Annotated in this window: 24 protein-coding genes and 1 rRNA gene; 18 read left to right on the top strand and 7 right to left on the bottom strand. The window is 66.0% G+C overall.

The features are described 5' to 3' along the window. The first annotated feature begins 306 nt into the window (after positions 1 to 306). From rrf to xerD, 10 genes are all read left to right on the top strand, one after another. Positions 307 to 423, top strand: a 5S ribosomal RNA gene (rrf, locus tag DXK94_RS08990). Positions 424 to 1,012: 589 nt separating this feature from the next. Further along, positions 1,013 to 2,893, top strand: a complete 1,881-nt coding sequence (locus DXK94_RS08985) for a hypothetical protein (protein ID WP_115524692.1) — start codon at positions 1,013 to 1,015, stop codon at positions 2,891 to 2,893. Between the two features lie 6 nt (positions 2,894 to 2,899). Beyond that, positions 2,900 to 3,889 (top strand): HAD-IIA family hydrolase, encoded by a 990-nt coding sequence (locus DXK94_RS08980; protein WP_079597222.1) that lies wholly within the window; start codon positions 2,900 to 2,902, stop codon positions 3,887 to 3,889. A gap of 9 nt (positions 3,890 to 3,898) precedes the next feature. Continuing rightward, the gene (locus DXK94_RS08975) at positions 3,899 to 4,120 is read left to right on the top strand and encodes a hypothetical protein (RefSeq protein ID WP_079597221.1); all 222 of its coding nucleotides are present in this window, start codon (positions 3,899 to 3,901) and stop codon (positions 4,118 to 4,120) included. Next, complete coding sequence (locus tag DXK94_RS08970; protein ID WP_115524691.1) at positions 4,120 to 4,935, top strand: TlyA family RNA methyltransferase; 816 nt, start codon at positions 4,120 to 4,122, stop codon at positions 4,933 to 4,935. Before DXK94_RS08975 ends, DXK94_RS08970 begins: the two co-directional genes overlap by 1 nt. Before the next feature lie 13 nt (positions 4,936 to 4,948). Beyond that, complete coding sequence (locus DXK94_RS08965) at positions 4,949 to 5,974, top strand: NAD kinase (protein WP_079597219.1); 1,026 nt, start codon at positions 4,949 to 4,951, stop codon at positions 5,972 to 5,974. Between the two features lie 4 nt (positions 5,975 to 5,978). Then, a complete protein-coding gene (gene recN / locus DXK94_RS08960; protein ID WP_115524690.1) occupies positions 5,979 to 7,718 on the top strand; it encodes a DNA repair protein RecN in 1,740 nt (579 codons plus the stop codon). A 134-nt stretch (positions 7,719 to 7,852) separates the two neighbouring features. Continuing rightward, complete coding sequence (locus DXK94_RS08955) at positions 7,853 to 9,613, top strand: CTP synthase (protein ID WP_115524689.1); 1,761 nt, start codon at positions 7,853 to 7,855, stop codon at positions 9,611 to 9,613. Positions 9,614 to 9,640: 27 nt separating this feature from the next. Beyond that, a complete protein-coding gene (locus DXK94_RS08950; RefSeq protein WP_115524688.1) occupies positions 9,641 to 10,300 on the top strand; it encodes an NUDIX hydrolase in 660 nt (219 codons plus the stop codon). Continuing rightward, entirely contained in the window at positions 10,300 to 11,304 is a 1,005-nt protein-coding gene (gene xerD / locus DXK94_RS08945; protein ID WP_115524687.1) for a site-specific tyrosine recombinase XerD, read from the top strand. The genes DXK94_RS08950 and xerD overlap by 1 nt, the downstream gene beginning before the upstream one ends. Positions 11,305 to 11,347: 43 nt before the next feature. Here the strand turns inward: xerD and DXK94_RS08940 are convergent, their stop codons facing one another. Continuing rightward, the gene (locus DXK94_RS08940; RefSeq protein ID WP_181884780.1) at positions 11,348 to 12,037 is read right to left on the bottom strand and encodes a hypothetical protein; all 690 of its coding nucleotides are present in this window, start codon (positions 12,035 to 12,037) and stop codon (positions 11,348 to 11,350) included. A 74-nt stretch (positions 12,038 to 12,111) separates the two neighbouring features. Between DXK94_RS08940 and DXK94_RS08935 the strand changes: the two genes are divergently transcribed. Beyond that, positions 12,112 to 12,594: an 8-oxo-dGTP diphosphatase gene (locus DXK94_RS08935; protein WP_115524686.1), complete on the top strand. Its 483-nt coding sequence runs from the start codon at positions 12,112 to 12,114 to the stop codon at positions 12,592 to 12,594. Positions 12,595 to 12,661: 67 nt separating this feature from the next. Here the strand turns inward: DXK94_RS08935 and DXK94_RS08930 are convergent, their stop codons facing one another. The 6 genes from DXK94_RS08930 to DXK94_RS08905 all read right to left on the bottom strand — a co-directional run bounded on the left by DXK94_RS08930 (position 12,662) and on the right by DXK94_RS08905 (position 19,426). After that, entirely contained in the window at positions 12,662 to 13,801 is a 1,140-nt protein-coding gene (locus DXK94_RS08930; protein WP_115524685.1) for a bifunctional 2-methylcitrate synthase/citrate synthase, read from the bottom strand. Positions 13,802 to 13,856: 55 nt separating this feature from the next. Beyond that, a complete protein-coding gene (prpB, locus tag DXK94_RS08925) occupies positions 13,857 to 14,762 on the bottom strand; it encodes a methylisocitrate lyase (RefSeq protein WP_115524684.1) in 906 nt (301 codons plus the stop codon). Continuing rightward, entirely contained in the window at positions 14,762 to 16,282 is a 1,521-nt protein-coding gene (locus tag DXK94_RS08920) for an MmgE/PrpD family protein (protein WP_115524683.1), read from the bottom strand. Before DXK94_RS08920 ends, prpB begins: the two co-directional genes overlap by 1 nt. Positions 16,283 to 16,291: 9 nt before the next feature. Further along, on the bottom strand, positions 16,292 to 16,951 hold the full coding sequence (locus DXK94_RS08915; RefSeq protein WP_115524682.1) for a GntR family transcriptional regulator: 660 nt from the start codon (positions 16,949 to 16,951) through the stop codon (positions 16,292 to 16,294). Between the two features lie 112 nt (positions 16,952 to 17,063). Further along, a complete protein-coding gene (locus DXK94_RS08910) occupies positions 17,064 to 17,777 on the bottom strand; it encodes a response regulator (protein ID WP_115524681.1) in 714 nt (237 codons plus the stop codon). After that, entirely contained in the window at positions 17,774 to 19,426 is a 1,653-nt protein-coding gene (locus tag DXK94_RS08905) for an ATP-binding protein (protein WP_115524680.1), read from the bottom strand. The genes DXK94_RS08910 and DXK94_RS08905 overlap by 4 nt, the downstream gene beginning before the upstream one ends. Positions 19,427 to 19,597: 171 nt before the next feature. On the opposite strand from DXK94_RS08905, the gene DXK94_RS08900 reads away from it, so the two are divergent. The 7 genes from DXK94_RS08900 (at position 19,598) to cmk (ending at position 26,678) form a co-directional block, all read left to right on the top strand. After that, positions 19,598 to 20,947: a cation:dicarboxylate symporter family transporter gene (locus tag DXK94_RS08900; RefSeq protein ID WP_115524679.1), complete on the top strand. Its 1,350-nt coding sequence runs from the start codon at positions 19,598 to 19,600 to the stop codon at positions 20,945 to 20,947. A 230-nt stretch (positions 20,948 to 21,177) separates the two neighbouring features. After that, the gene (locus tag DXK94_RS08895; protein WP_079597205.1) at positions 21,178 to 22,077 is read left to right on the top strand and encodes a ParA family protein; all 900 of its coding nucleotides are present in this window, start codon (positions 21,178 to 21,180) and stop codon (positions 22,075 to 22,077) included. A gap of 7 nt (positions 22,078 to 22,084) precedes the next feature. Further along, a complete protein-coding gene (locus tag DXK94_RS08890) occupies positions 22,085 to 22,897 on the top strand; it encodes a ScpA family protein (RefSeq protein WP_115524678.1) in 813 nt (270 codons plus the stop codon). Continuing rightward, positions 22,894 to 23,544, top strand: a complete 651-nt coding sequence (locus DXK94_RS08885) for an SMC-Scp complex subunit ScpB (RefSeq protein WP_115524677.1) — start codon at positions 22,894 to 22,896, stop codon at positions 23,542 to 23,544. The genes DXK94_RS08890 and DXK94_RS08885 overlap by 4 nt, the downstream gene beginning before the upstream one ends. 111 nt (positions 23,545 to 23,655) lie before the next feature. Further along, complete coding sequence (locus DXK94_RS08880; protein WP_079597203.1) at positions 23,656 to 24,852, top strand: pseudouridine synthase; 1,197 nt, start codon at positions 23,656 to 23,658, stop codon at positions 24,850 to 24,852. A 3-nt stretch (positions 24,853 to 24,855) separates the two neighbouring features. Further along, the gene (locus tag DXK94_RS08875; protein ID WP_115524676.1) at positions 24,856 to 25,965 is read left to right on the top strand and encodes a prephenate dehydrogenase; all 1,110 of its coding nucleotides are present in this window, start codon (positions 24,856 to 24,858) and stop codon (positions 25,963 to 25,965) included. Next, entirely contained in the window at positions 25,965 to 26,678 is a 714-nt protein-coding gene (gene cmk / locus DXK94_RS08870) for a (d)CMP kinase (protein ID WP_115524675.1), read from the top strand. The genes DXK94_RS08875 and cmk overlap by 1 nt, the downstream gene beginning before the upstream one ends. Positions 26,679 to 26,681 lie beyond the last annotated feature (3 nt).

Below are 26,681 nucleotides of genomic sequence, written 5' to 3'. Positions count from 1 at the left end.
AGACCACTGGGTTGATAGGCCGGATGTGGAAGCGAGGACTAACGACTCGTGAAGCTGACCGGTACTAATAGGCCAACAACTTACACCACACACCCACCCCGCAAACGAACTTCAAAAGCGTTTGCACCAAAGGGGTCGGGTAAAAAGATAACAAGACTGCTTGCGTCCACTATGTGGTTCCCAAACAACAAACCCATTTGTTGCAGGGAACACCAACTGAATAACAACACCACACTGCTCGAACACGAGCACAAATTGTTGTAACCACCAGTTTTCCCACCCCCACAGGGGGTGTGGAGCAAGGGTTACGGCGGTCATAGCGTGGGGGAAACGCCCGGTCCCATTCCGAACCCGGAAGCTAAGACCCACAGCGCCGATGGTACTGCACCCGGGAGGGTGTGGGAGAGTAGGTCACCGCCGGACAACCACTAAGGTCGAGGCCCCAACCAGCAATGGTCGGGGCCTCCCGCATTTAACGCACAAACCCAGGCACGCCCCATCACCTCCCGCCCCCAAACCCCCGACGCCCCATCAGATCCTGCACCAAAACCACCGACGCTCTCTCACGTCCTGCAGGAAAACCCCGGACGCCCTATCAGCTCCTGCAGAAAAACCAGGGATGCTCTATCAGATAACGCGCCCAACCAGCCCGGATGGCAACCACAACTGATAGAGCAACCACCGCCGGCGCCCCCAAAGGCACCAAAGCGCCCGCCCCGCCGTCGAAATGGCTGAGAGAGCGTCGCCGGAAATCCCGCAAGAGGTGATAGGGCGTCGCTCGGGAACCCGCAGCACGTGATGAAGCGTTGAAGGCCGGGGGAGGCTGGTGTGAACATCCCCACGATGTTGCCCCCAGCCCTCGCTCTGTCCCTGCGGATTAGGTGCCTCCTCTAGAATTGATGAAGATGTACGGACTTCGAAGCGCTTGATTTCGGGTTGCGTAGGAAACGAAACACGGATACGAGCGGCTGCAGTTGCGCCAGTGGTCGGCTCACAACAGGAGGAATCCATCATGGCCGAGCACAACGGCGGTAACCGCGGAAACGACCGCGGTCCGTTCCGGGGAAACAACAACTCCGGTGGGGACCCCCGCGGGTTCCGGTCCCGCAGCAACCGCGACAACAACGACTTCCCGAAGCGGGCATCCGGCAGCGGGGAGCGGAAGCCCTTCGGTGACCGCGACCGCAAGCCGTTTGGTGACCGTCCCCGCCCTGAGGGTGAAGGCGACCGCCGCGGCTTCGGTGGCGGAGAACGCAAGCCTTACGGTGATCGTGACAACCGTTCCTTCGGGGAACGGCCGCGCCGTGAAGGTGACGGCGACCGCCGGGGTTTCGGCGGCGGTGGCGGTGGAGAACGCAAGCCTTACGGTGATCGTGACAACCGTTCCTTCGGGGACCGGCCGCGCCGTGAAGGTGACGGGGAGCGTCGCGGTTTCGGCGGCGGTGGAGAACGCAAGCCTTACGGTGACCGGGACAACCGTTCCTTTGGTGACCGGCCGCGCCGCGAGGGCGATGGCGACCGCCGTGGTTTCGGCGGTGGAGAGCGCAAGCCCTTTGGTGACCGTGACCGGAAGCCGTACGGCGACCGGGAGAACAAGCCCTATGGAGACCGCCCGCGCCGGGAAGACGGTGAACGCCGCAGCTTCGGTGACCGCGACAACCGCAAGCCGTTCGGTGACCGGCAGGACCGCGCACCCCGCAGCTTCGATCGCGGCCCCGGCCGTGGTGATGCGCGCCAGGGCGACTCCGGTCCCCGCAGCTTCGGGCGTGACCGCCAGGAGGACAGGCCGGCACGCGTCCCCAACGCACGTGACCTGCGCAGTGCCAACCGCCCGGACCGGGAACGCTCGCCCGAAATCGATGAGGACGTCACGGGCAAGGAGCTTGACCGCGCCACGCAGCACCAGATCAAGACCCTTGAGCCGAAGAGCGCGGAGTGGGTTGCCCGTCACCTGGTCATGGCCGGCCGCCTCATCGACGACGAACCGGAACTTGCCTTCCAGCACGCACTGGCCGCCAGCCGGCGCGGCGGCAGGCTCGCCGCCGTACGCGAAGCCGTAGGGCTCACCGCGTACGCCGCCGGCCACTATGGCGAGGCGCTGCGCGAATTCCGCACCTACCGCCGGATCAGCGGTTCCAACGTCCACCTGCCGGTGATGGCCGACTGCGAGCGTGGCCTGGGCCGTCCGGACCGCGCACTCGATGTGGCACGGTCTGAGGAAGCACAGGACCTGGACGCCCCCGGCAAGGTGGAGCTGGCCATTGTTGCAGCAGGGGCAAGGACGGACCTCGGGCAGCCGGACGCCGCTGTGGCCGAACTCGAGATACCCCAGCTGGACATCAACCGGGCATTCTCCTACAGCCCCCGCCTTTTCCGGGCCTACGCTGATGCCCTTGCCGCCGTGGGACGGGAAGCCGAAGCCGAGAAGTGGCAGAACCAGGCCGTAGTTGCTGAGAATGCCCTGGGCCAGGGTGTCGACGAAGAGCCTGACATTATCGACCTCGGCTGGGACGAAGAGGAAGAAGCCCGGGAAGAAGCCGAGCGCCGCCGCCTCCTTGACCGCGCTTCCACGGCATCTGACACGGCTAACGCAGCCGCCGGCGCCTCCACGGGAACAACGGCGGCCGCCGGAACGTCCGACGCCGCCACGTCGGCAGCTGCCGACGTCACCACTGAAGCATCCGCCGAAGAGGCGCAGGACCGCAGCATCGACGACCAGGAAGCGGACTACTTCGTCTCCGACGATGCTGAATCGGACGAGGACTCGGTGGAGCACGACGAACTAGATTCCGAGGACACGCAAACTGAGGACATGGAAACTGAAGGCACCGAAACCTGGGGCCAGGAGACCGAAGGGGAAGCCGGCAGCCTCCAGGACCGCCGGGAAGACTAAGAACCAATGACTGAAGTTTCCCTGATCTCCCGTTTCGACGCGCTCCTGGCCGACCTGGACGGGGTGGTGTACGCCGGTCCGCACGCTATTCCCGGAGCGGTTGAGTCCCTGCAGCGACTGTCCGGTCTCGGTGTGGGGTTGGGCTACGTCACCAACAACGCATCCCGCTCCCCGGCACAGGTGGCAGCGCACCTCCGCGAACTTGGGGCGCCTGCTGAGGACGACCAGGTGGTCAGTTCTTCCCAGGCCGCGGCAGAACTGCTGGCTTCGAGGCTCGCGCCGGGGTCCCGCATCCTCGTTACCGGCAGCCCGGCACTGGCCCACGAGATCGAACTCGTGGGCCTCGTGCCGGTCTACAGCCAGGACGAGGAACCGGTGGCTGTGGTCCAGGGCTTCAACCCCGACATCGGCTGGAAGGACCTGGCCGAGGCAGCCTACGTGGTGTCTGCCGGCGCCCTGTGGGTCGCCACCAACACGGATATGTCCATCCCGCAGGCACGGGGGATCGCGCCCGGAAACGGCACCCTCGTGGCTGCCGTGACCGCGGCAACCGGCCAAAAGCCCCTCGTGGCAGGCAAGCCGGAAGCACCGCTCTTCCACTCGGCGGCCAAACGGCTCGGCGCCGAACGCCCCCTGGTGGTTGGTGACCGGCTGGACACGGATATCCTGGGCGGCAACAACGCGGGCTTCGCCACCGTAGCCGTCCTGACCGGCGTCGACACCCGGCAGAGCATCCTGGCCGCCCGCGCCGCGGAGCGTCCGGACTACCTCATCGAAACGCTGCCGGACCTGCACCGGCCCTACCCGGAGGTGACGCACGACGACGGCACCTACTCGTGCGGGAAGGCCTCGGCCCGGGTAGCGAACGGCGCGGTGGGCATCATTGGCAGTCCGGACGACCTGGACGCGTGGCGCGCCGCCTGCGCCGCCTGGTGGGCAGCAACGCCGGACGCCTCCGCACCACAGGCGCCGCAGCTGGCCTGGATGGATCATTAGACTGGACGAATGACTGAGCTGAACCGACCCGACGAAACAGCAGCCCAGCCTTCCCCGGACTGGCCAAGTGCCGCAGATGCCGGAGTCACGGATCCCGTCGTTGCCCAGGCTCTGTCGCGGCTTGATGCCCTGCCGCAAATTCCGGTGGCAGAGCATGAAGCGGCCTACAACGGGCTTCATGACGAGCTCCTCGCCGCCCTGAACGCCGAGCCCGCGGACGGCGGGGCCTGATGCCCGTACGCCTCGACCAGGCCCTCGTTGCCCGCGGCCTGGCCAGGTCGCGCACGCATGCCGCCGCCCTGATCGCCGAGGGCAAAGTGAGCTCCGACGGCAGGATCCTGGAAAAAGCGTCCCTGCAGGTTGACGATGACCGGGACCTCGCCGTCGAACATGACGAGCAGGACACGTACGCCAGCCGCGCCGGCCACAAGCTCGCCGGCGCCCTGGACGCCTTCCCGAACGTCCAGGTGGAAGGAAAACGGTGCCTGGACGCCGGAGCTTCCACCGGCGGCTTCACCGATGTCCTGCTCAGGCGGGGCGCGGCACACGTGGTGGCGGTCGACGTCGGGCACGGCCAGCTGGTGCCCCGGCTCCGCAGCGATCCCCGCGTGGCTGTCCACGAGGGACTCAACGTCCGCTACATGACGCCGGCGGACATCGGCGGCACCGCCGCACTGACCGTGGCCGACCTCTCCTTCATTTCGCTCACCCTGGTGGTCCAGCCGCTGGCGCTGTGCACCGAACCCGGGGGCGACCTGGTGCTGATGGTCAAACCGCAGTTCGAGATCGGCAAGGACCGCCTGGGACGCACCGGAGTGGTGACCTCGGAGCGGGAACGCCGCATGGCGGTGGAAAAAGTGGCCAGGTCAGCGCTAGATGCCGGCCTCGACCTGTGCGGCCTGGCACAAAGCCCGCTCCCGGGTCAGGACGGAAACGTCGAATACTTCCTGTGGATAAAACGCAGGATCAGCCAAGACTTGCCTAAGATCGAAGAGCGAGAGGCAGCTGCCGCTGCCTTGCTCGGACGTATCTGGCCGAACCACTAGAGAGCGGAACCTGATGAGCAGGCGTGTACTGGTCCTCGCCCACACCGGCCGCGAGGAATCACTGAAAGCCGCCTGGGAAGCCTGCGCCCTGCTGCACGCCTCGGGGATCGTCCCGGTGATGCAGGAGTCCGAGCTGGACGATATGGAACGGTTCTTCGGCCACCTGGCCCAGCCCGTGGAAGTGCTCCACGACCACGTCCAGCTCCCGGACGTCGAACTGGTGATGGTCCTCGGCGGTGACGGCACCATCCTGCGTGCCGCCGAACTGGTCCGGGAAGTGGACGTGCCCCTGCTGGGCGTGAACCTGGGCCATGTGGGCTTCCTGGCCGAAAGTGAACGGGCGGACCTGGCCCAGACGGTTGAGTGGATCGCGAGCCGCGACTACACCGTGGAAGAACGGATGACCATCGACGTCCAGGTCTGGATCCGTGGCCAGAAGATCTGGCACACCTGGGCGCTCAACGAGGCTGCGATCGAAAAGGCCAACCGGGAGCGCATGCTCGAGGTGGTCACCGAAGTGGACGAGCGCCCGCTGACATCCTTCGGGTGCGACGGGATCGTGCTGGCCACACCCACAGGTTCCACCGCGTACGCCTTTTCCGCCGGCGGCCCCGTGGTCTGGCCGGAGGTGGAGGCACTGGTCATCGTCCCCATCAGTGCCCACGCGCTCTTTGCCAAGCCCCTGGTGGTGTCGCCGCGCTCACGGCTTGCCGTGGAGGTGCTGAGCCGCACCGACGCGCAGGGCGTCCTGTGGTGTGATGGCCGCCGGTCCGTGGACCTGCCGCCCGGCGCGCGCGTGGAGGTCACGAAGTCCGCCACACCCGTCAGGCTGGCCCGGACGCACCAGACGCCCTTCTCCGCCCGGCTGGTCCGTAAGTTTGAACTGCCCATCCATGGCTGGCGGGGGCCGGTGCCGAAGGCCGAGGCGATCCATACCGGTCCCATCCCCATCGTCAGGACGCCGCGGCCCCAGCCTCCGCTCCAGGTGCCGCAGGCGGGCCAGCCCGAAGCCGATACCGATCCGTCGACTGCAAAGTGAAACCATGCTTGAAGAACTGAGAATCCGCGATCTGGGCGTCATCACCGACGCAACCCTGCCGCTGGGCCCGGGGCTCAGCGTGGTGACCGGTGAGACCGGCGCGGGTAAAACCATGGTGGTTACCGCCGTCGGCCTGCTGCTGGGTGCCCGCTCAGACGCCGGCGCCGTCCGCAGCGGTGCGAAGAGCGCGACGGCGGAGGCGGTCCTTAAGCTCGACGCCGGGCACCCGGCCATTGCGCGTGCGCTGGATGCGGGCGCCGAAGCGGAAGAGTTCGACGGCGGCGCTGAGCTGATCCTGGCACGGCGCCTTGGTTCGGACGGCCGCAGCCGTGCGTTCCTGGGCGGCAGGGCCGCCCCGGTGGGCGTCCTGGCCGAGATCGGCGAAACCCTGGTGGTGGTGCACGGCCAGTCTGACCAGATCCGCCTCAAGGGTGCGGCTGCGCAACGGGGCGCCCTGGACAAGTTCGCCGGCGACTCCCTGGCCGGGCCCCTGGCGGCCTACCAGGACCTGTACAACCACTGGAAAGCCAGCCAGTCCGAGCTGGACACGCTGCGCAGCGCCGCCCGCGACAGGCTGCGGGAAGCCGAATCCCTGCAGACAGCCCTGGCCGAAATTGACGAGGTGGACCCCCAGCCGGGGGAGGACGAGCTGCTGAAGGCCGAGGCCGTCAAGCTGGCCAACGTGGAGGAACTGCGCATCGCCGCCAGCACCGCCCACCAGGCCCTCATCGCCGAGGACTTCGGCGAAGCAGGCGACGCCACCACCCTGGTGGACGCCGCCAAGCGGACCCTGGAACATGTGGCTGAGCACGACGCCGAACTCGGTTCCGCGGCTGCCCGGCTCGCCGAGGTGGGCTTCCTGCTCAATGACATCGCCACCGAGCTCGCCAGCTACCAGGCCGGCCTGGATTCCGAGGGGCCGGAGCGCCTCGCGGAGATCGAGGACCGGCGGGCGGCCCTGGCCAAACTCGTCCGGAAGTACGCCCCCACCATCGACGAAGTCCTGGAATGGGCGGAAAACGCCCGCGTGCGCTACGACGAGCTGCAGGACGATTCCTCCCGGATCGAGGCGCTGGACGCCGAGGTGGTGCGGGCAGAGGCGGACCTGAAGAAGCAGGCCACAGCCATCAGCAAGATCAGGACGAAAGCCGCCAAGGATCTCTCGGCCCGCGTCAGCGCCGAACTGAAGGCCCTGGCCATGGCCGACGCCACCCTGGTGATCACCCTTGAGCCCTCGGGCCAGCTGGGGCCGCACGGTGCGGACGAGATCGGCTTCCTGCTGCAGCCGCACTCCGGCGCCCCGGCCCGGCCGCTGGGGAAGGGCGCGTCCGGCGGAGAGCTGTCCCGCGTGATGCTCGCCATCGAGGTGGTGCTCGCCGCGGTGGATCCCGTCCCCACGTTCGTCTTTGACGAGGTGGACGCCGGTGTGGGCGGCCGCGCCGCCGTCGAGATCGGCCGCCGGCTGGCCATGCTGGCCCGCCACGTGCAGGTGTTGGTGGTCACGCACCTGCCCCAGGTGGCTGCGTTCGCGGACCAGCACATCACCGTCACCAAAACATCCGTCAGGGGAGCCGACGGCGGCACCGCCACCGGGTTCACCTCCAGTGATGTGCGCCTCCTTGACGGCCCCGAGCGGGTCCGCGAACTGGCCCGCATGCTGGCCGGCCAGGAGGATTCGGAGTCCGCGCAGGCCCACGCCCAGGAGCTGCTGGATGACGCGAAACTGCTGCCGCAGCGGGCCTGACAGCACCGGAACTGTCCGTCCGGCGCAGCCGTAGGTATCCATCGGCAAGCCCCGGACCCTTGATCATCGGGCCTCGGGGCCTGCACACTGGAGCATTTGGGGAACAGTTTCCAGACCCGTGGAAGGCTCAATTGATGATAGGCTCGAATTCCGTGGTGCAGCGATCAAATTCCCGTGTAAATTCCCGGTTCCCGGGCTCGTCCAAGACGACCAAACACATCTTCGTAACCGGTGGTGTGGCGTCCTCGCTCGGTAAGGGACTGACGGCTTCGAGCCTCGGTCATCTGCTGCGGGCACGCGGCCTGTCTGTAACTATGCAGAAGCTCGATCCCTACCTGAACGTGGATCCGGGCACGATGAACCCCTTCCAGCACGGCGAAGTCTTCGTCACCGACGACGGCGCGGAAACCGACCTGGACATCGGGCACTACGAGCGCTTCCTCGACGAAAACCTCGAGGGTTCCGCGAACGTGACCACCGGCCAGGTCTACTCCACGGTCATCGCCAAAGAACGCCGAGGTGAGTACCTCGGGGACACCGTCCAGGTCATCCCGCACATCACCGATGAAATCAAGCGCCGCATGCGCCTGCCTGCCGAAGGCAAGAACGCCCCGGACGTCATCATCACCGAAATCGGCGGCACGGTGGGTGACATCGAGTCCCAGCCGTTCCTCGAGTCCGCCCGCCAGGTACGCCAGGACATCGGCCGGACCAACGTGTTCTTCCTCCACGTGTCCCTGGTCCCGTACATCGGACCGTCCCAGGAGCTGAAGACCAAGCCCACCCAGCATTCCGTTGCTGCACTGCGCTCCATCGGCATCCAGCCCGAGGCCATCGTCATCCGCTCGGACCGCGAAGTGCCGGACGCCATGCGCGAGAAGATCGGCCGCATGTGCGACGTCGACATCGACGCCGTGGTGAACGCAGCCGACGCCCCCAGCATCTACGACATCCCCAAAACCCTGCACAGCCAGGGCCTGGACTCCTACATCGTGCGCGCCCTGGACCTGCCGTTCAAGGACGTGGACTGGACCAGCTGGGACAAGCTGCTCGAAGCCGTCCACAACCCCAAGCACCACGTGGAAATCGCCCTCGTGGGCAAGTACATCGACCTTCCGGACGCCTACCTTTCCGTGACCGAGGCCCTGCGCGCCGGCGGCTTCGCCAACGACACCAAGGTCAAGATCCGCTGGGTCCCGTCCGACGAATGCGAAACGCGTGAGGGTGCCATCAAGGCACTTGAGGGCGTCAACGCCATCTGTGTTCCCGGCGGCTTCGGCATCCGCGGCCTCGAGGGCAAACTGGGCGCGCTGAAGTTCGCCCGCGAAACCAAGCTGCCCGTCCTGGGTCTCTGCCTCGGCCTGCAGTGCATGGTGATCGAGTACGCCCGCAACGTGGTCGGCATGGAAGGCGCCTCCTCCAGCGAGTTCGAGCCGGATTCCAAGTACCCCGTGATCGCCACCATGGAAGAGCAGCTGGAATTCGTTGAAGGCCGCGGCGACCTTGGCGGCACGATGCGCCTGGGCCTCTACGAAGCCAAGCTAGACGCAGGCTCCGTGATTGCCGGAACCTACGGCAAGACCACCGTCAGCGAACGCCACCGCCACCGCTACGAGGTCAACAACAAGTACCGTGACCAGATTGCCGCCCAAGGCCTGGTCTTCTCAGGGACCTCCCCGGACGGCAAGCTCGTGGAGTTCGTCGAACTGCCCGCGGATGTCCACCCCTACTATGTGGCCACGCAGGCGCACCCCGAGCTGAGCTCGCGGCCCACCCGCCCGCACCCGCTGTTTGCCGGCCTGGTGAAGGCTGCCCTCAACCACCAGAGCGGTGCCGACACGGTACCGGCCGCTGCTTCCGAGGCCGCGCAGTCCGGTACGGTAGCCGCTAAGTAGTTCCCACAACAGAAAAAGGACGGCGCGATGCCCGGTACACCTGAAGCCTCCCATGTAGTCAAGGTTTCGGACGCACCGAGCCCGCGCCGTCTTTTGTCTACGGAGAAGGTCTATGAAGGCCGGATCTGGGATGTCGTCAGCGACAGTTTCCAGCTGCAGGAGACGGGCGAGGCCCTGACCCGCGACTACATCGACCACCCCGGTGCCGTGGCAGTCTTGCCCATGAACGGCGACGGCGAGATCCTCCTGCTGAAGCAGTACCGGCACCCGGTGGGCATGGAACTCTGGGAGATCCCGGCCGGCCTGCTGGACATCGAGGGCGAGGATTTTGTGGTCGGTGCGGCCCGGGAACTTGCCGAAGAGGCAGACCTCGCCGCCGGCACCTGGAACGTGCTTGCCGATTTCTTCAACTCGCCCGGGTCCTCCAGTGAAGCGATCAGGATCTACCTGGCCCGCGACCTGACCGAAGTGCCCCATCATGAACGCCACGAGCGGACGGATGAGGAAGCGGAGATCGAGTTCCACTGGATCAGCCTCGATGACGCCGTGGCGTCCGTGCTGGAGGGGCGCCTCCACAACCCGTCCGCCGTCGTCGGAATCCTTGCAGCGGCGGCCGCGCGGGCGGACAACTACGCGAACCTCCGTCCTGCCGATGCACCCTGGCCGGCGCACCCCAGCCAGCGCTGATGGTTCCAGCTCCCTCGGCTGAAGCGGTACCCCCGGTAGATGCGGCAGGGGACGTGCCCGCAGCCGCCCCTACCGCCATCGACCGTGGCATCACCGACTACCTGCAGCACATGGGTGTGGAGCGGGGGCTGGCCGCCAACACACTTGCCGCCTACCGCCGCGACCTTGCCCGGTACTCCCGCTACCTCGATGCAGCGGGATGCCGGCGGCCCGAGGACATCACACGCCACCACGTAACCGGATATGTCCGCGCCCTGTCGGACGGGTCCGACGGCGGCTCTTCCCTCGGCGTAAGGTCCGCGGCGAGGACAGTGGTGGCCGTCCGCGGGCTGCATAAGTTCTGGGCCCTGGAAGGCTTTACGCCCTCGGACCCCGCCAGCGAGGTCCATCCGCCCATGGCCGGCAAGAGGCTTCCCAAAGCCATCACCGTTGACGAGGTAACCAGGATCCTTGAGGCCGCTGGAACGGATACGGCAACCGGGCTGCGGGACCGCGCCCTGCTGGAATTCCTCTACTCCACCGGAGCGCGCATCAGTGAGGCCGTTGGCCTGGACGTTGATGACATTTCTTTGGCCGAACCTGAAGCGGGGCCCGCCATTGTCCGTCTCTTCGGCAAGGGGTCCAAGGAGCGGCTCGTGCCGCTGGGGTCCTATGGCGCCAGGGCCCTGGACGCCTATCTGGTGCGGGGCCGGCCCCTGCTGGCGGCCAAGGGGAAGGGCACACCCGCACTCTTCCTCAACGCCCGCGGCGGCAGGATCAGCCGGCAGAGTGCGTGGACCATCCTGAAGACCGCCGCCGAAAAGGCCAACATCACCAAGGACGTCTCACCCCACACCCTGCGGCATTCCTTCGCCACGCACCTGCTTGAAGGCGGCGCGGACGTCCGGGTGGTCCAGGAGCTGTTGGGACACGCCTCGGTGACCACCACGCAGGTGTACACCCTGGTCACAGCCGATACGCTGCGCGAGATCTACGCCGCTGCACATCCGCGCGCACTCGGCTGACATTGCCTGGGCACAACTGCCTGGATGCAGTGCACCGGGACAGCTAGGGCAGCGCCTCGATAGTCAGTTCCACCGGGCCCAGGAGGAATGCCAGTACCGACGTGCCCATCCCCGCGAGCAGCATCAGTCCCGGATGCGCCAGGCCGATCACCACCCGGTGCAGCCGGGTGCGGCCACGCAGGAATGATTTCGGCACCCGCGAGAACGTAGGGACCTGCCGCCAGCCGCGAAGCCTCCGCAGGAACCAGGCGCACCGGGCAACGAACGCCAGCCACAGGACAGCCACCACAATCGGGAACAGGGCTGCCATCAAGGTGAAACCCAAAGCGGTCACCTCACGCTCGGAATCGCCAGCCAGGGCTTGGATGGTGGTGGAGATGGAGGCACTCAGCACCACCGATATGGCCCACACAATGAAGGCCGCAACGAGCGCCAGGAAACGGACGAAGAACAGGCCTAAAACCGACTCCCGCGCAGGCCGCACGTGACGGCGGGGAGTCACATGCAAAACGGCCAGGGTGCTGACAAGCGTGGGCAGGGCAGCCGCGGCCACCAGCAGGTACCAGGTCCAGCCTGCCAGGTCCACGAATTCGTCGATGACAATCAGCAGTGTCCAAAAACCGGCCCAGGCCCAGCCCCAGTACAAAGGGTTGCGCACCAGCCACTCCGGCAGGCGGGCATCAAGGGTCGAAATGCGGGCCGGCCGTATCCCGGGTCCGGTTTCTGGAGTCACACGTAGAGCTTGGCATAGTCAACGCCCCTGCGGCTTCTTCGCGGACAACTCTCCCACCCCATAGGCTTGGGCGCATGACTGCAGCAAGGGTGACTCTCTGTTTCCTGCTCCGCGACGGGGAGTCCGGCCCGGAGGTGCTCCTGGGCCTCAAACGGACAGGCTTCGGCACGGGAAAGATCGTGGGGATCGGCGGGCATGTGGAACCGGGGGAGAGCGACGGCGAAGCGGCCGTCCGTGAAGTCATGGAGGAAACCGGTGTTTGCGTGCGGGTTGAGGACCTTACGGATGCCGGGGCGGTGAACTTTGTTTTCCCCGCGAAGCCGGAATGGAATATGAGCACCAGTCTCTTCACTGCCAGGACGTGGCAGGGTGAACCGACGGACAGCGACGAAGTCCTGCCGGAGTGGTTCCGGACCGACACCCTGCCCGTTGAACGCATGTGGCAGGACGCCGACCACTGGCTGCCGGTGGTCCTGGAAGGCGGCAAGGTCAACGTGGTGGTCACCCTGAACGACGACAACGAAACGGTCGCTTCCTCGGTGAGCATCCTGCCTTAGGCAGTAAACGCCCGACGGCGGGACGGTCACCTCCGTGGCCGTCCCGCCGTCGTACTCCCGAGAGGCCCTACGGCAGGTGCCGTTCCTCCGGGCCGACGTATTCGCTCAGCGGCCGGATCAGCGAGTTGGAGTCCAGCTGCTCCATGATGTGCGCCGTCCAGCCCGTGATGCGGCTGGCAACGAACAGCGGCGTGAAGGTTGCCGTGTCGAAGCCCATGAGGTGGTAGGTGGGTCCGGCAGGGTAGTCGAGGTTGGGTTTGATGGCTTTTGCCTCGTCCATCGCCTGCTCCAGGCCGTTGTACAGGCCCAGGAGTTCGGGCCGGCCGTAGTGCGCGATCATCTTGTCGAGCGCCGCCTTCATGGTGGGCACGCGGGAGTCGCCGTGCTTGTAGACGCGGTGGCCAAAGCCCATGACCTTCTTCTTCTGCGCCAGTGCATCTTCCATCCACGCCCTGGCGCGGGCGGCTGCCTCCTCCAGCGATTCCTGGGGGCGGATGCCGATTTCGTCGAAGGTGTGCATCACTGCCTCATTGGCTCCGCCGTGCAGGGGGCCTTTCAGGGCGCCGATGGCTGCGGTTACGGCCGAGTGTAGGTCCGAGAGGGTGGAGGTGACAACCCGGGCGGTGAAGGTGGAAGCGTTGAAGGAGTGTTCGGCGTAGAGGATCATCGACACGTCGAAGGCCTCCACAACCTCCGGAACCTGCTCTTCGCCGAAGGCCATCCAGAGGAAGTTGGCGGAGTAGCCCAGGTCGTCGCGTGGTTCGACGGCGTCCTGGCCGTGGCGGCGACGCTGGTCGTAGGAGACGACGGCGGGCATCGCCGAGAAAAGGTCGATCGCCTTGGCCATGTTCGCCTCCCGGGAGGAGTTTTCGGCCAGCGGGTGCCGGGCGCCCAGCACGGACGCCGCGGTCCGGCACACGTCCATGGGGTGGGCGGTGGTTGGAAGCGCGTCGATGACCTGTTTCACCACGGGGTCCAGGGCACGGCCCGCGCGTTCCCTGGCCGTGAATTCCGCCAGCTGGTCCGGGGTGGGCAGTTCCCCGTTCCAGAGCAGGTAGGCCACCTCTTCGAAGCTGCAGCGGGCGGCCAGCTCCTGGACCGGGTAGCCGCGGTACAGCAGTGAGTTGGTGTCGGGGTTGACCTTGGAGACGGAGGTGTAGTCCACCACGACGCCGGCGAGACCCTTTTTGATGTCCTGTTCAGCCATGCTGAAACTCCTTTGTTCCTGTCGCCTGTTGAAGCCGGCCGGAGCCGGCGGGTCGTTAGTGCGTTCCGGGGACCTGGAAATTGAAGACCCCTGTGTCGAACCGGTTATAGCCCTCGTAGTCCACCAGCTCGTACAGCCGTGCACGCGTCAGCATGCTGGCAACCTGTGCTTCCTGCGTTCCCTCTGACCTGATCGAGTCCAGCGTACGCTCGGCGGCGCCCATGGCACTACGGAGCAGCGTGACGGGGTAGATGACCATGTTCACCCCGACCCGCTGGAGCTGCTCGGTGGTGAACAGGTCGCTCTTGCCGAATTCGGTCATGTTGGCCAGGATCGGGACGTCGACGGCGTCGCGGATGGCCTGGAATTCGTCCAGGGTGGCCATGGCTTCGGGGAAGATGGCGTCCGCGCCGGCGTCCACCAGGGCTTTGGCGCGGTCCTGCGCAGCGGCGAGCCCGTCGGTGGCGCGGATGTCGGTGCGGGCCATGATGAGGAAGTTCGGGTCGCGGCGGGCGTCGGCTGCGGCGCGGATGCGTTTGGTGGCGGTGTCCAGGTCCACCACGTTCTTGCCGTCGAGATGGCCGCAGCGTTTTGGGTTGAACTGGTCCTCGATGTGCAGGCCGGCGAGGCCGGCGTTTTCGATTTCCTGGACGGTGCGGGCCACGTTCATGGGTTCGCCGAAGCCGGTGTCGGCGTCCACGATGGCGGGCAGGTCGGTCATCCGGGCGATCTGCCCGGCCCGGGTAGCCACTTCGGTCAGGGTGGTCAGGCCGATGTCCGGGAGGCCAAGGTCGTTGGCCAGGACGGCGCCGGAGATGTAGACCCCCGCGAACCCTTTCTCCTGGATCAGGCGGGCCGAGAGCGGGTTGAACGCCCCTGGAAACTGGGCGATGGTCCCGGAGGCGAGTAGCTCGCGGAACCGTACGCGCTTCTGTTCCGGCGTGGTGGTGGAGTACAGCATTAGAACAGCCCCTTCGGTGCGGCGCCCAGGTCGATGATCCCGGGGGCTGCGGTGATGTTCAGCTGGTCCAGTTCCCCGGCGGCGAGTTCGGGGAGGCGTTCGACGGCGGCGAGGAACCGATTAATTTCGGTTTCCTCCACGAGCCCTGCGGCGAGGGTGCGGAACTTGGTGATGTACTGCTCCCGGCCGAACGGCCGGGCGCCGAGCGGATGGGCGTCAGCCACGGCGATCTCATCAGTGATGACGGTGCCGTCGGTGAGGGTGATTTCCACGGAGCCGCCAAAGGCTTTTTCGTTGATGTCCAGGGAGTGGTAGCGGCGGGTCCATTCCGGGTCTTCCTCGGTGGACACCTTTTGCCACAGGTCCACCGTGTCTGGGCGGGCGGCGCGTTCGGGGGAGTAGGAGTCAACGTGGTGCCAGGCCCCGTCCTGCAGCGCGACAGTGAAGATGTAGGGGATGGAGTGGTCCAGCGTCTCCCGTGAGGCGGTGGGGGAGTACTTCTGGGGATCGTTGGCGCCGGAGCCAATGACGTAATGGGTGTGGTGGCTGGTTTTGATCAGCACCGACTTCACGTTGGCAGGGTCCGTGGCTTCGGGGTGTTCGCGGTGAAGCTTCCGTGCCAGGTCGATCCAGGCCTGGGCCTGGTACTCGGCGGAGTGTTCCTTGGTGTAGGTGTCCAGGATGGCACGCTTGGCCTCACCGGGAGTGGGGAGCGGGACATGGTAGGCGGCGTCGGGGCCGTCCAGCAGCCAGGCGATCACGCCGTCTTCGCCTTCATAGATCGGCACGGGGGAGGTCTGGCCGCGCATGGCACGGTCCGCGGCTTCGACGGCCATCTTCCCGGCGAACGCGGGGGCGTGGGCCTTCCAGGTGGAGATCTCGCCCTTGCGGGACTGCCGGGTGGCGGTGGTGGTGTGCAGCGCCTGGCCCACGGACTGGAAGATGGTCTCGACGTCGAGGCCCAGCAGTGTGCCGATGCCTGCCGCAGCGGAGGGGCCCAGGTGGGCGACGTGGTCGATCTTGTGCTTGTGCAGGCAGATCGCCTTGACCAGGTTCACCTGGATCTCATACCCGGTGGCGATCCCACGCAGCAGGTCGAGGCCGCTGGAACCCACGTGCTGCGCGACGGCCAGGATCGGCGGGACGTTGTCGCCCGGGTGCGAGTAGTCGGCGGCGAGGAAGGTGTCGTGGTAGTCCAGTTCCCGAACGGCCACGCCGTTGGCCCATGCGGCCCACTCCGGAGAGACCCGTTCGCCGATGCCGAATATCTTGGCGCCCTTGCCGCCCGTGCTGGGTGCGTGGGACAGCGCCTGGGCCCGTGCGGCCACGATCGGTGCACGGTTCAGGGATGCGATGGCCACCGAGGCGTTATCGATGATCCGGTTGATCACCATGTCGGTCACCTCGGCGGTGACCTCCACGGGGTCGGCGGCGACCACGGCGATCTTGTGGGCCAGCTGGTCCTCACGGGGAAGGTTTTCCTCGCTCTTGTACACGCGGACGTGGTGTTCCTGAACCATGGTGCTCCTTTAGGGGGATGTGGACGTGTTGTGCAGGGAAGTGGAGGTGGCTTTGATGTGGGAAAGGCTGCGATGCAGATGCAGTGTGGTGGCGGCCTGCGCGAGCCGGGGGTTGCGGTCAGCAATGGCCTCGGCGATGGCCGCGTGTTCGGCTGCCGCGGCCGTCAGCCGGGCTGCGTTGTCAGCTGCCATGCGTCGAATGCGGACCAGATGCACCCTCAAACTCCGCATGGCCTGCACGAGGTAGGAGTTGGAGATCGCCGAGTCTATGGCCGCATCCAGGTCACTGACCAGGCCGTAGTAGTCATCGACGGCGGGTGTGTCGCCGGTGACGAGCGCCGGGGCCACCAACAGGGCGGCCTGCAGCCGCCGGAATGTGGCAGGTTCGCCGCGCTCTGCGGCAAGCGCCGCCGCCCTCCCTTCCAGTGTCTCCCGGAGTTCGAAGAGTTCATCGATGTCAGCCAGGGAGATGGCGGTGACCATCACGCCGCGCCCGCCCGCCGTCGTCAGGCCTTCTGCCGTGAGGCGGCCCAGCGCTTCCCGGAGCGGCGTGCGTGAAACCCCGAGGCGCCCTGACTGTTCCACTTCGGCCAGCAGTGTGCCGGGCGGAAGCCGCCACTCCACGATGTCGTCGCGCAGTGCCCTGTAGGCGCGTTCGCTTGCCCGCACTGCAGCTCCAATCCCTCGGCTTTCCACCTCACTGTATACAAGCAATGAAGAAAAGGAAGCCCTGGAAGCGAAAAGGGCACAAGTCCGGCGGTCGATGTATACAGTTTGTCGGCTACCGCCCGCTCCAGCGGTATTCGTTTTCCGGCCTGCCCGGCGTCCCGTATCGCGCAGTCCGCGACACGGTGCCGGCGTCGGCAAGATACTCGAGGTACCGGCGTGCGGTCACCCGGGACATCCCCAGCGCATCCATCACCTCGGTGGCGGACACGGCGTTGTGCTGCTGCCTCACGAAGTCCTGGACCGAGCCCAGCGTGGAGCCCGAGAGCCCCTTGGGCAGGGGAAGTTCGGAGGGGGCCCGCAGGCTGGCGAACGCCTGGTCCACTTCGCTCTGGGATGTGGCGGACTTTCCGGACGCTGTGCCCGGGTCCGCAAGTTGCTGGCGGAACTGCCGGTAGCTTTCCAGCTTGTCCGCAAAGGTGGCGAACGTGAACGGCTTGATGAGGTACTGCACCACTCCGATAGCCACGGCACTGCGTACAATGGCCAGCTCCCTGACGGCGGTGATGGCGATGATGTCGGCAAGAATGCCGGCCGAGCGCATCCGCCGGGCAATGTCCAGCCCGTGGAGATCGGGCAGGTTCATGTCCAGCAGGACCAGCTCCACGGGTTTGCCTGCTGCCGAAAACTCGTTCAGCAGCCGAAGCGCGGACTGGCCGTCCGGGGCGGTCCCGGCGAGCTCGAAACCCGGAACACGCCCCACGTAGGCTGCGTGCGCGGCGGACGCGATGGCCTCGTCCTCAACGACGAGGACCCTTATGTCACTCACGCTCCATGCTCCTTCTCTGGGGACAATGGTGCCTCTGGGGGCAATGCTGCGGGCAGGAACACTTCGAACTTGGCGCCGCGCCGTCCGTTGATGGTCAATGTACCTCCCAGCCGCTGTACAGCCTGGCGGACCAGGGCAAGCCCGATGCCCCGCCCGCCCGGCCCGGCGGGCTTTGTACTGTATCCGTGCCGGAGGATGTTCTCCACCGAGCCTGGATCAATCGGTGCGCCGGAATCGTGGACGGCGATGTCGAGGCCTTCCTCGTCGGATTCCACCGTCAGCTCCACCCGCCGGGGAGGCGTTCCCTCCGCGGCGGCGTCGATGGCGTTGTCCAGCAGGTTTCCGAGGATGGTCACCAGGTCCTGCACGGCGATGCCCTCCACAGTGCCCGATCCCAGGGTGGCGACATCCAGCTGGACTCCCCGTTCATGGGCCTCCGCCACCTTCCCCATGACCAGCGCACCCAATACCGGCTCGTCCACCGAGCTGACCATGTTGTCCGTCAGCTGCTGGCTGAGCTCCAGGTCCTTGGTGGCAAAATCCAGGGCCTCCCGGGTGCGGCCCAGCTCCAGAAGCGAAACCATGGTGTGGAGCCGGTTTGCGTGTTCGTGGGTCTGCGCCCGCAGGGCGTCGGAAAGGGTCCGCATCGTTTCCAGCTCGTTGCCCAGGGCCTCGATTTCGGTGCGGTCCCGAAGGGTGGCCACTGTGCCGTACACCGGGGTCCTGCCCCGGCTGCCTGCTGTCTCCGGCCCCTTCGCCGGCCCCTGGTTCACCACCAGGACCCGGGATCCGGAGAGGACTATTTCGTCCTTTGCGCCGCGGCCGGATTCAAACAGGTAGCGGAGCTCCTCGTCGAGGGGCAGTTCTGCGAGCGACGGCGGACGGGTGGGGTCCTTGCTGCCCGTCTCATCCAGGCCCAGCAGCTCGGCGGCCTGGTCGTTGTACATCACCACTTTGCCTTTGGTGTCGATAAGGATCAGCCCTTCGCGGACTGAATGCAGCACGGACTCGTAGTAGGCGAAGAGCTGCGACAGCTGCTCCGGCCCCCAGCCCCGGGTGACCCGGCGAAGGTACCTGCCCAGCAGCCAGGACGCCAGGGACCCGCCCACCAGCAGGGCAAGCCCGATGGCCAGCAGGGCAGGCAGGCGTGCGGCGAAGGCGACGTCCACCGTCCCCACCGTGACGCCCACTGCCACCAGCGCCCTGACTGCACCGCCGGCGTCCTTGACCGGAACGATGGTCCGCACGGACGGGCCGAGGGTGCCCGCGGTGACCTCGGTGAATTCATCGCCGCGCAGTGCGGCGTCAATGGAACCGATATAGGGGCGGCCGAGCTCCTCACTCCGGGGATGGGTCCACCGCGTCCGGTCCGGAGCCATGATGGTGATGAAGTCGACGTCGGCACGTGCCATGACGTCCATGGCATAGGGCTGCAGGAGGGACGAAGGATCGTCGGAATCCGCCGCCTGCAGCACGAAGGGGCTGGCAGCAATTGCGTCCGCAATTCCTGCCATCCGCAAACCGGCCTCGTCGTAGGTGCGGTCACGGGCGTCGACATAGGTGGCGGATCCGACGATCGCGATAAACACCACCACGATCAGCAGGTTCGCCACGAAGAGCCGTCGGGCGATACTCCAGCGGTGGATCATCTGTACCTTCCCGCGCATCTTCCATGACTGTTATCTGCGCCACGACCAATATGAACGCAACGGTGAGCTGGGTCACGGCGTGCCCAATGATGGTTATCACACCGCAGGACGTGTTGAGCCCAGAGAATGTGCCCGCAGCGTCTACCAGATTATCCATAAGGAGACAACATCATGGCTTCTCAACGAGGAGAGTCGCTCGACACCGTGAAGACGCGGCGCAAGGGCATCGACAAATCGCATTACCTGTACATCGCCGTCATCGCCGCCGTCATCCTGGGCGCCCTGGTGGGGCTGATGTTCCCTGAGGTTGGCAAGTCCCTCAAGCCGCTCGGCGACGGGTTCATCAAGCTCATCAAGATGATGATCGCCCCGGTCATTTTCTGCACCATCGTCCTGGGCATCGGCTCCATCGCCAAGGCGGCAACCGTGGGCAAGGTGGGCGGCCTGGCCCTGGGTTACTTCGTCCTCATGTCCACGTTCGCGCTCGGCATTGGCCTGGTTGTCGGCAACCTGATCCACCCCGGTGAAGGCCTGAAGCTTGCCCCTTACGATCCCAACAAGAAGGCGGAAGTAGACAGCACCGTCGCCTTCCTGCTCGGAATCATCCCGGGCGACATTCCGGTCCTCCCCACGTTGTTTGCTGCCATCCTCGTAGGGTTTGCCCTCCAGAAGATGGGCCCGCAGGGCGCCCCCATCCTCAAGGCCATCGGCCATGGCCAGGTCCTCGTCTTCCGCATCCTGATCATGATCATGTGGCTTGCCCCGGTGGGTGCCTTCGGTGCCATCGCCGCCGTCGTGGGAGCTACCGGCTTCCAGGCCATCGTCAGCATGTTCACGCTGATGGCCGCCTTCTACATCACCTGCGCACTGTTCATCGTGATCATCCTCGGCGGCCTGCTTAAGGTGGTCACCGGCGTCAACATCTTCAAGCTCATGAAGTACCTGGGCCGGGAATACCTCCTCATTTTCTCCACCTCATCCTCCGAAGCCGCCCTGCCCCGCCTGATCGCCAAGATGGAACACCTCGGCGTCTCCAAGCCCGTCGTCGGCGTGACCGTACCCACCGGCTACTCCTTCAACCTTGACGGCACCGCCATCTACCTGACCATGGCGTCCCTCTTCGTGGCCAACGCCATGGGTACACCGCTGGACCTCGGCGCACAGATCTCCCTGCTGATCTTCATGATCATCGCTTCCAAGGGCGCTGCAGGCGTCACCGGCGCCGGCCTGGCCACCCTTGCGGCAGGCCTGCAGGCCCACAAGCCCGAACTGCTGGGCGGCGTGGGCATGATTGTCGGCATCGACCGGTTCATGTCCGAAGCACGTGCCCTGACCAACTTCACCGGCAACGCCGTCGCCACCATCCTGATCGGCACCTGGGTCAAGGAGATCGACGGCGACCAGGTCAACAGCGTCCTCTCCGGCGAGGAGCCCTTCGACGAAGCAACCATGCTGGCCCACCACCACGGTGAAGCCGCTCCCGAGCAAGCCGAAGCCCGCACCGTTCCGGTCAACGCCTGACCTCTTGGCCCGCCTTCTGGAAACCGCCCCCGCAGCCAACGCCGCGGGGGCGGTTTTCTGTACCCGGACAGGAAACCTTCGACCTCAACTAGAAGGTCAAGGCTCAACATCCGCGAAAAGTCAAGTTCCGTTGAATACCGTGTCGGTCGCTGTAACCTTGGGATCAAGAACGAACGGCGCTGGCCATCCAGCGGCAGGAAATCACCGTCATCGAAAGTGTGGATAGATACGTGAGCAGCGAACAGGGTTCAGCAACTCTGGAGGGCACGGAATTCGACCTGGAAAACGCGGTGATGGGTCCCACGGGGCGCCCATACCGCGAGTTCCCGGAACCCGCGCCGCTGTCCTCCCACGGTCCGGCCCGCGTCATTGCCATGGTGAACCAAAAGGGCGGCGTCGGAAAAACCACCTCCACCATCAACCTTGCCGCTGCACTGGCCGAATACGGCCGCCGCGTGCTGCTGGTGGACTTCGATCCGCAGGGTGCCCTCTCGGCCGGCCTGGGCGTCAACCCCCACGAGCTCGACCTCACCGTCTACAACGTGCTGATGGACCGCAAGGTGGACATCCGCGATGCCATCCACCAGACCGGCGTGGAGAACGTGGACCTCCTGCCGGCCAACATCGACCTCTCCGCCGCGGAAGTGCAGCTGGTCAATGAAGTAGCCCGCGAGCAGGTGCTGGACCGGGCGCTGAAGAAGGTCGAAGACGACTACGACGTTGTCCTCATCGACTGCCAGCCGTCCCTGGGCCTCCTGACCGTCAACGCCCTCACCGCGGCGCACGGCGTGATCATTCCGCTGATTTGCGAATTCTTCGCCCTGCGCGCGGTGGCGTTGCTCGTGGAAACCATCGACAAGGTGCAGGACCGCCTCAACCCGCGGCTGCAGGTGGACGGTGTCCTCGCCACCATGTATGACGCGCGGACGCTCCACAGCCGCGAAGTCATCACCCGCCTGGTGGAGGCTTTCGGGGACAAGGTCTTCGAAACCGTCATCAAACGGTCCATCAAGTTTGCCGACGCCACCGTGGCTGCTGAGCCCATCACCAGCTACGCCGGAAACCACGTGGGCGCCGACGCATACCGCCGGCTGGCCAAAGAGCTGATCTCGCGCGGCGGCGCACCCTAGCCACGCCGTGGCCGAAACCAAGCCCGGCTTCGAGGTGCGGCTGGCCAACTTCACCGGTCCGTTCGACCTCCTGCTGGGACTGATCGCCAAGCACCAGCTGGACATCACTGAGGTGGCGATCGCCACCGTCACGGACGAGTTCATCAAGTACATCCGCAAGCTGCAAAAGCTCGGTGAGGAATGGGCACTGGACGAGGCCAGCGAGTTCCTGGTCATCGCCGCGACGCTGTTGGACCTCAAGGCTGCCCGCCTGCTTCCGGCCGGCGAAGTGGAGGACGACGAGGATATCGCACTGCTCGAGGCCCGGGACCTCCTGTTCGCGCGGCTTCTCCAGTACAAAGCCTTCAAGCACGTGGCCGGCCTCCTGGGCGAAACCCTCCACCAGGAAGGCCGCCGCTTTCCCCGCCAGGTGGCGCTGGAGGAACACTTCGCCGCGATGCTGCCCGAACTCGTCTGGAAGCACACCCCGGAACAGTTTGCCGCCCTGGCAGAGGCGGCGCTGAGGCCGAAGGCTCCGCAGCCCACCGCGGTGGGGCTGACCCACCTGCACGGCAGCAACGTGAGCGTCAAGGAACAGGCGGAAATTATGGGACTGCGCCTGCAGCAGGAATCCCCGCTGACTTTCCGGGCGCTGATTTCCGACGCCGATTCCACCCTGGTGGTGGTGGCCCGGTTCCTGGCGCTCCTGGAACTGTTCCGGGACAAGGCGGTCTCCTTCGACCAGCTCTCGCCGCTGGCGGACCTGGCCGTGCATTGGACTGCGGGAACCGGGGACTGGTCGGCGGACAACCTGAGTGAGGAATACGAGGAGCACCTGTGAACGGGCAATTGCCGGACGGCGCAACGGATGTCCACAGCCTGCCGGGCGGGGCGAAGGCTGCCCTTGAGGCGGTGCTGATGGTCCTGGACCAGCCGGCCACGGAGGAGGAGCTGGCTGCGGGGCTTGACCTGACCGTTGATGCGGTCAGGGCACTGCTCGCAGAACTGGAGCGCGAGTATAGCGGCTATACTGTTAAAGCCCCGGATGTGGAATCGGCCAGCGTTGCTGGTTTCGGCTCCACCCCCCGGGGTTTTGAATTGCGGAACATCGCCGGTGGCTGGCGCATCTACTCCCGTGCAGACTTTGCCGACATTGTGGGTAAGTATGTGCTTGAGGGGCAGACGGCCAGGCTCACCCAGGCAGCATTGGAAACGCTCGCGGTCATTGCGTACCGGCAGCCGGTTTCCCGGGCACGGGTGTCTGCGATTCGCGGGGTCAACGTTGACTCTGTCGTACGGACACTTGCCCAACGCGGGCTGATTGAGGACGCGGGAACCGATCCCGAGTCAGGCGCCATCCTTTACCGGACCACGTCATACTTCCTGGAACGGATGGGAATCAGCTCAGTGGCGGACTTGCCTCACCTGTCCCCGCATCTGCCGGGGCTGGAAGGCATCGCAGAGTTCTACGACGCCGACAGGATGTAAGCCGGAACTTCCGGCGTGCACGCAAATATTTATCAGGGCAGAGTAATTCTGCACGGCTGGCTAGGGTTGTCTGTGACAACCTTTGACAGCCAAAACATTGAAGGACGGGTCATGACACAGGCGGGACGCCAGGGTTCACCACGTAACAGTTCGGGACGCAACAATTCCCAACGCAACACTTCCCAGGGTGGCAATTCAGCGGGCGGGTTCCGCAGCGGTGCCCCCAAGCGGGCCGGTGGGTTCGGCAGCGGCGGGCCGCAACGCGCACCCAAGCCGCGCGAGGAGCGCTTTATCGATCCGGATTTGGCGTCGGATGGGCCCCAGCAGGGCCGCGGTGCGGATGCCAGGGCGGCCAAGCCCTCATCCCGGAAGCCGGCAGCCCGAAAGCCGGGAGCCAAGAAAGCCCCGGGTACTCCGGGCGCCCTCAAGCCGAAGCCCCGCACCGGCGCTCCCGGAGCGGCCGCTTCCCGTGCCTTCGGCAGCGAACGCTTCGGCCAGAACCTTGGCCCCGTCCGCAGGCCGTCCCGGAAGAAGGGACCCCGTGGCGACGTGCCCCAGTCGGAACTCCATGACGCCGACGGCGTGCGCCTGCAAAAGGTGATGGCCTCGGCCGGAGTTGCGTCCCGCCGCGTCTGCGAAGAGATGATTGCCGAAGGCCGCGTGGAAGTGGACGGACAGGTGGTCACTGAGCTCGGTGTCCGCGTGGACCCCAAGACGGCTGTCATCCACGTTGACGGGCTGCGGATCCAGCTGGACGAGAACCTCGTCTACATGGTGTTCAACAAGCCGAAGGGCGTTGTTTCCACCATGGAGGATCCCGAGGGGCGTCCCTGCATCAGCGACTTCCTGAAGAACAACAAGAACAAGGGCGAACGGCTCTTCCACGTGGGCCGCCTGGACGTCGCCACCGAAGGGCTTTTGCTGCTGACGAACGACGGCGAACTGGCCAACCGCCTGACGCACCCTTCCTACGAAGTCCCCAAGACCTACCTGGTCCAGGTCCGTGGGCCGTTCCCGCAGGGAATCGGGGCGCAGCTCAAGGAGGGTGTGGAGCTGGAGGACGGTTTTGCGTCTGTTGACTCCTTCCGGCTTGTCGACTCCACTCCGGGCCACGTCCTGATCGAGGTAGTGCTGCACTCCGGCAAGAACCGCATCGTCCGCCGCCTGTTCGACGCCGTCGGCTTCCCGGTCCTGCGCCTGGTCCGCGTCAAGGTGGGGCCGATTGGCCTGGGTGACCAGCGCCAGGGCAGCATCCGCAACCTCGGCAAGCAGGAAGTCGGCCACCTGCTGGCATCCGTAGGGCTCTAAGACATGTCCGCCTTCAAAAGCCAGGGCCGCGGCCACCTGGATGGTCCGGTGGTGGTCATCGGTACCGGGCTCCTCGGGACCAGCATCGGGCTGGGCCTGCGGGGGCGCGGTGTGCCGGTGTTCCTCTCCGACCCTTCGCCCACAAACCAGGCGGTAGCTGTTGACATCGGCGCAGGACGGCCGCTGCGGGAACTGGGCAGCAGCCGGCCGCAGCTGGTGGTCGTCGCCGCGCCGCCGGACGTCACAGCCGACGTCGTCCGGGAGGCACTGGCTGACTATCCGGACTCGGTGGTGGTGGATATTGCCAGCGTCAAGGCAGATATCCTGGCCCGGCTCCGCGGCAGTGGCGTGGACCTCTCGCGCTACGTTGGAACGCATCCGATGGCAGGGCGGGAAAAGTCCGGCCCGGTTGCCGCCCGCGGTGAGCTGTTCACCTCCATGCCATGGGTGGTCTGCCCGTCTGAGGAAACCTCGGCTGCCGCCCTTCAGACGGCCCGGTCGCTGGGCAACGACCTGGGCGCAGTGGTGTCCCAGTTCACGGCCGACGAACACGACGAAGCCGTCGCGCTGGTCTCCCACCTGCCCCAGGTGATGTCTTCGCTGCTGGCCAGCAGGCTTCAGGGAACACCCTTGCATGCGTTGTCCCTCGCGGGCAACGGGCTGCGGGATGTCACACGGATCGCGGCCAGCGACCCCACCTTATGGGTGCAGATCCTCGGCGGGAACGCCTCCAAGGTGGTGGAGATCCTCTACGGCGTGCGCGAGGACCTGAACCGCCTCATCGGAACCCTGGAACAGCCCACCGCTCCGGGCGCCAGGCTGGACCTTGCCCAGCTCATCAGCGAGGGCAACGCGGGCCAGGCCCGTATTCCGGGCAAGCACGGCGGTCCGCCGCAGGCGTATTCCTGGCTCACTGTGCTGGTGGACGACAGGCCCGGCCAGATTGCACGGCTGCTGACCGAAATTGGTGAAGTCGGGGTGAACGTTGAAGACCTGCGGCTCGACCATTCATCCGGACAGAACGTGGGCATGGTGGAATTGTCAGTGTTGCCGAACAAGCACGACCACCTGATCGAAGCATTAAACGACCGCGGATGGCGGGTACTTCAGTAATGACACAAGAACTCCTCGACACCATGCCCGCCCTGCGCGTCGGCAGGCCGCTGGTTGTTGCCATCGACGGACCTTCGGGTTCCGGCAAGTCCAGCGTCAGCAAGGAAGTGGCCCGGCGGCTCCGGATCGCCTACCTGGACACCGGGGCAATGTACCGGGCCCTGACCTGGTATTGCGTCACGAACGGCATCGACCTGGACGATGCCGCCGCCGTTGAGCAGGCTTCCCGGGACCTGGTGCTGGACCTCAGCACCAGCCCGCGGGAGGAATTTGTCCGCGTGGACGGTGTTGACGTTACCGACGCCATCCGCGAGCCTGCCATCTCCTCGGCGGTCAGCGCCGTCGCCACCACCCTGGGCGCACGGACTGAGCTCATCCGCCGGCAACGGGCGCTGATCGAAAAGCACCACCGCCGCATGGTGGTGGAAGGCAGGGACATTACCACGGTCGTCGCGCCCGGAGCCGAAGTGCGGATGCTGCTGACCGCCAGCGAAGAAGCCCGGCTGCGCCGGCGCGGCATCCAGCTTGGCGGCACGCAGGATGCGGAGCAGCTGGCTGCCCAGGTGACGCACCGCGACGCCAAGGACTCCACGGTTGTGAACTTCACGCAGGCTGCCGACGGCGTCGTAACGCTCGACTCCTCGGACCTTGACTTCGAGCAGACCGTGGACGCTGCCCTCGTCATTGTCACCAAGGTCCTCAACCGTGACTGACGG

Origin of the sequence: Arthrobacter sp. RT-1 (assembly GCF_003367205.1) — a bacterium.
Taxonomy (GTDB): Bacteria; Actinomycetota; Actinomycetes; order Actinomycetales; family Micrococcaceae; genus Arthrobacter.
Note: the sequence above shows the minus strand (reverse complement) of the source record. Positions and strands in the feature narration are given on the sequence as shown.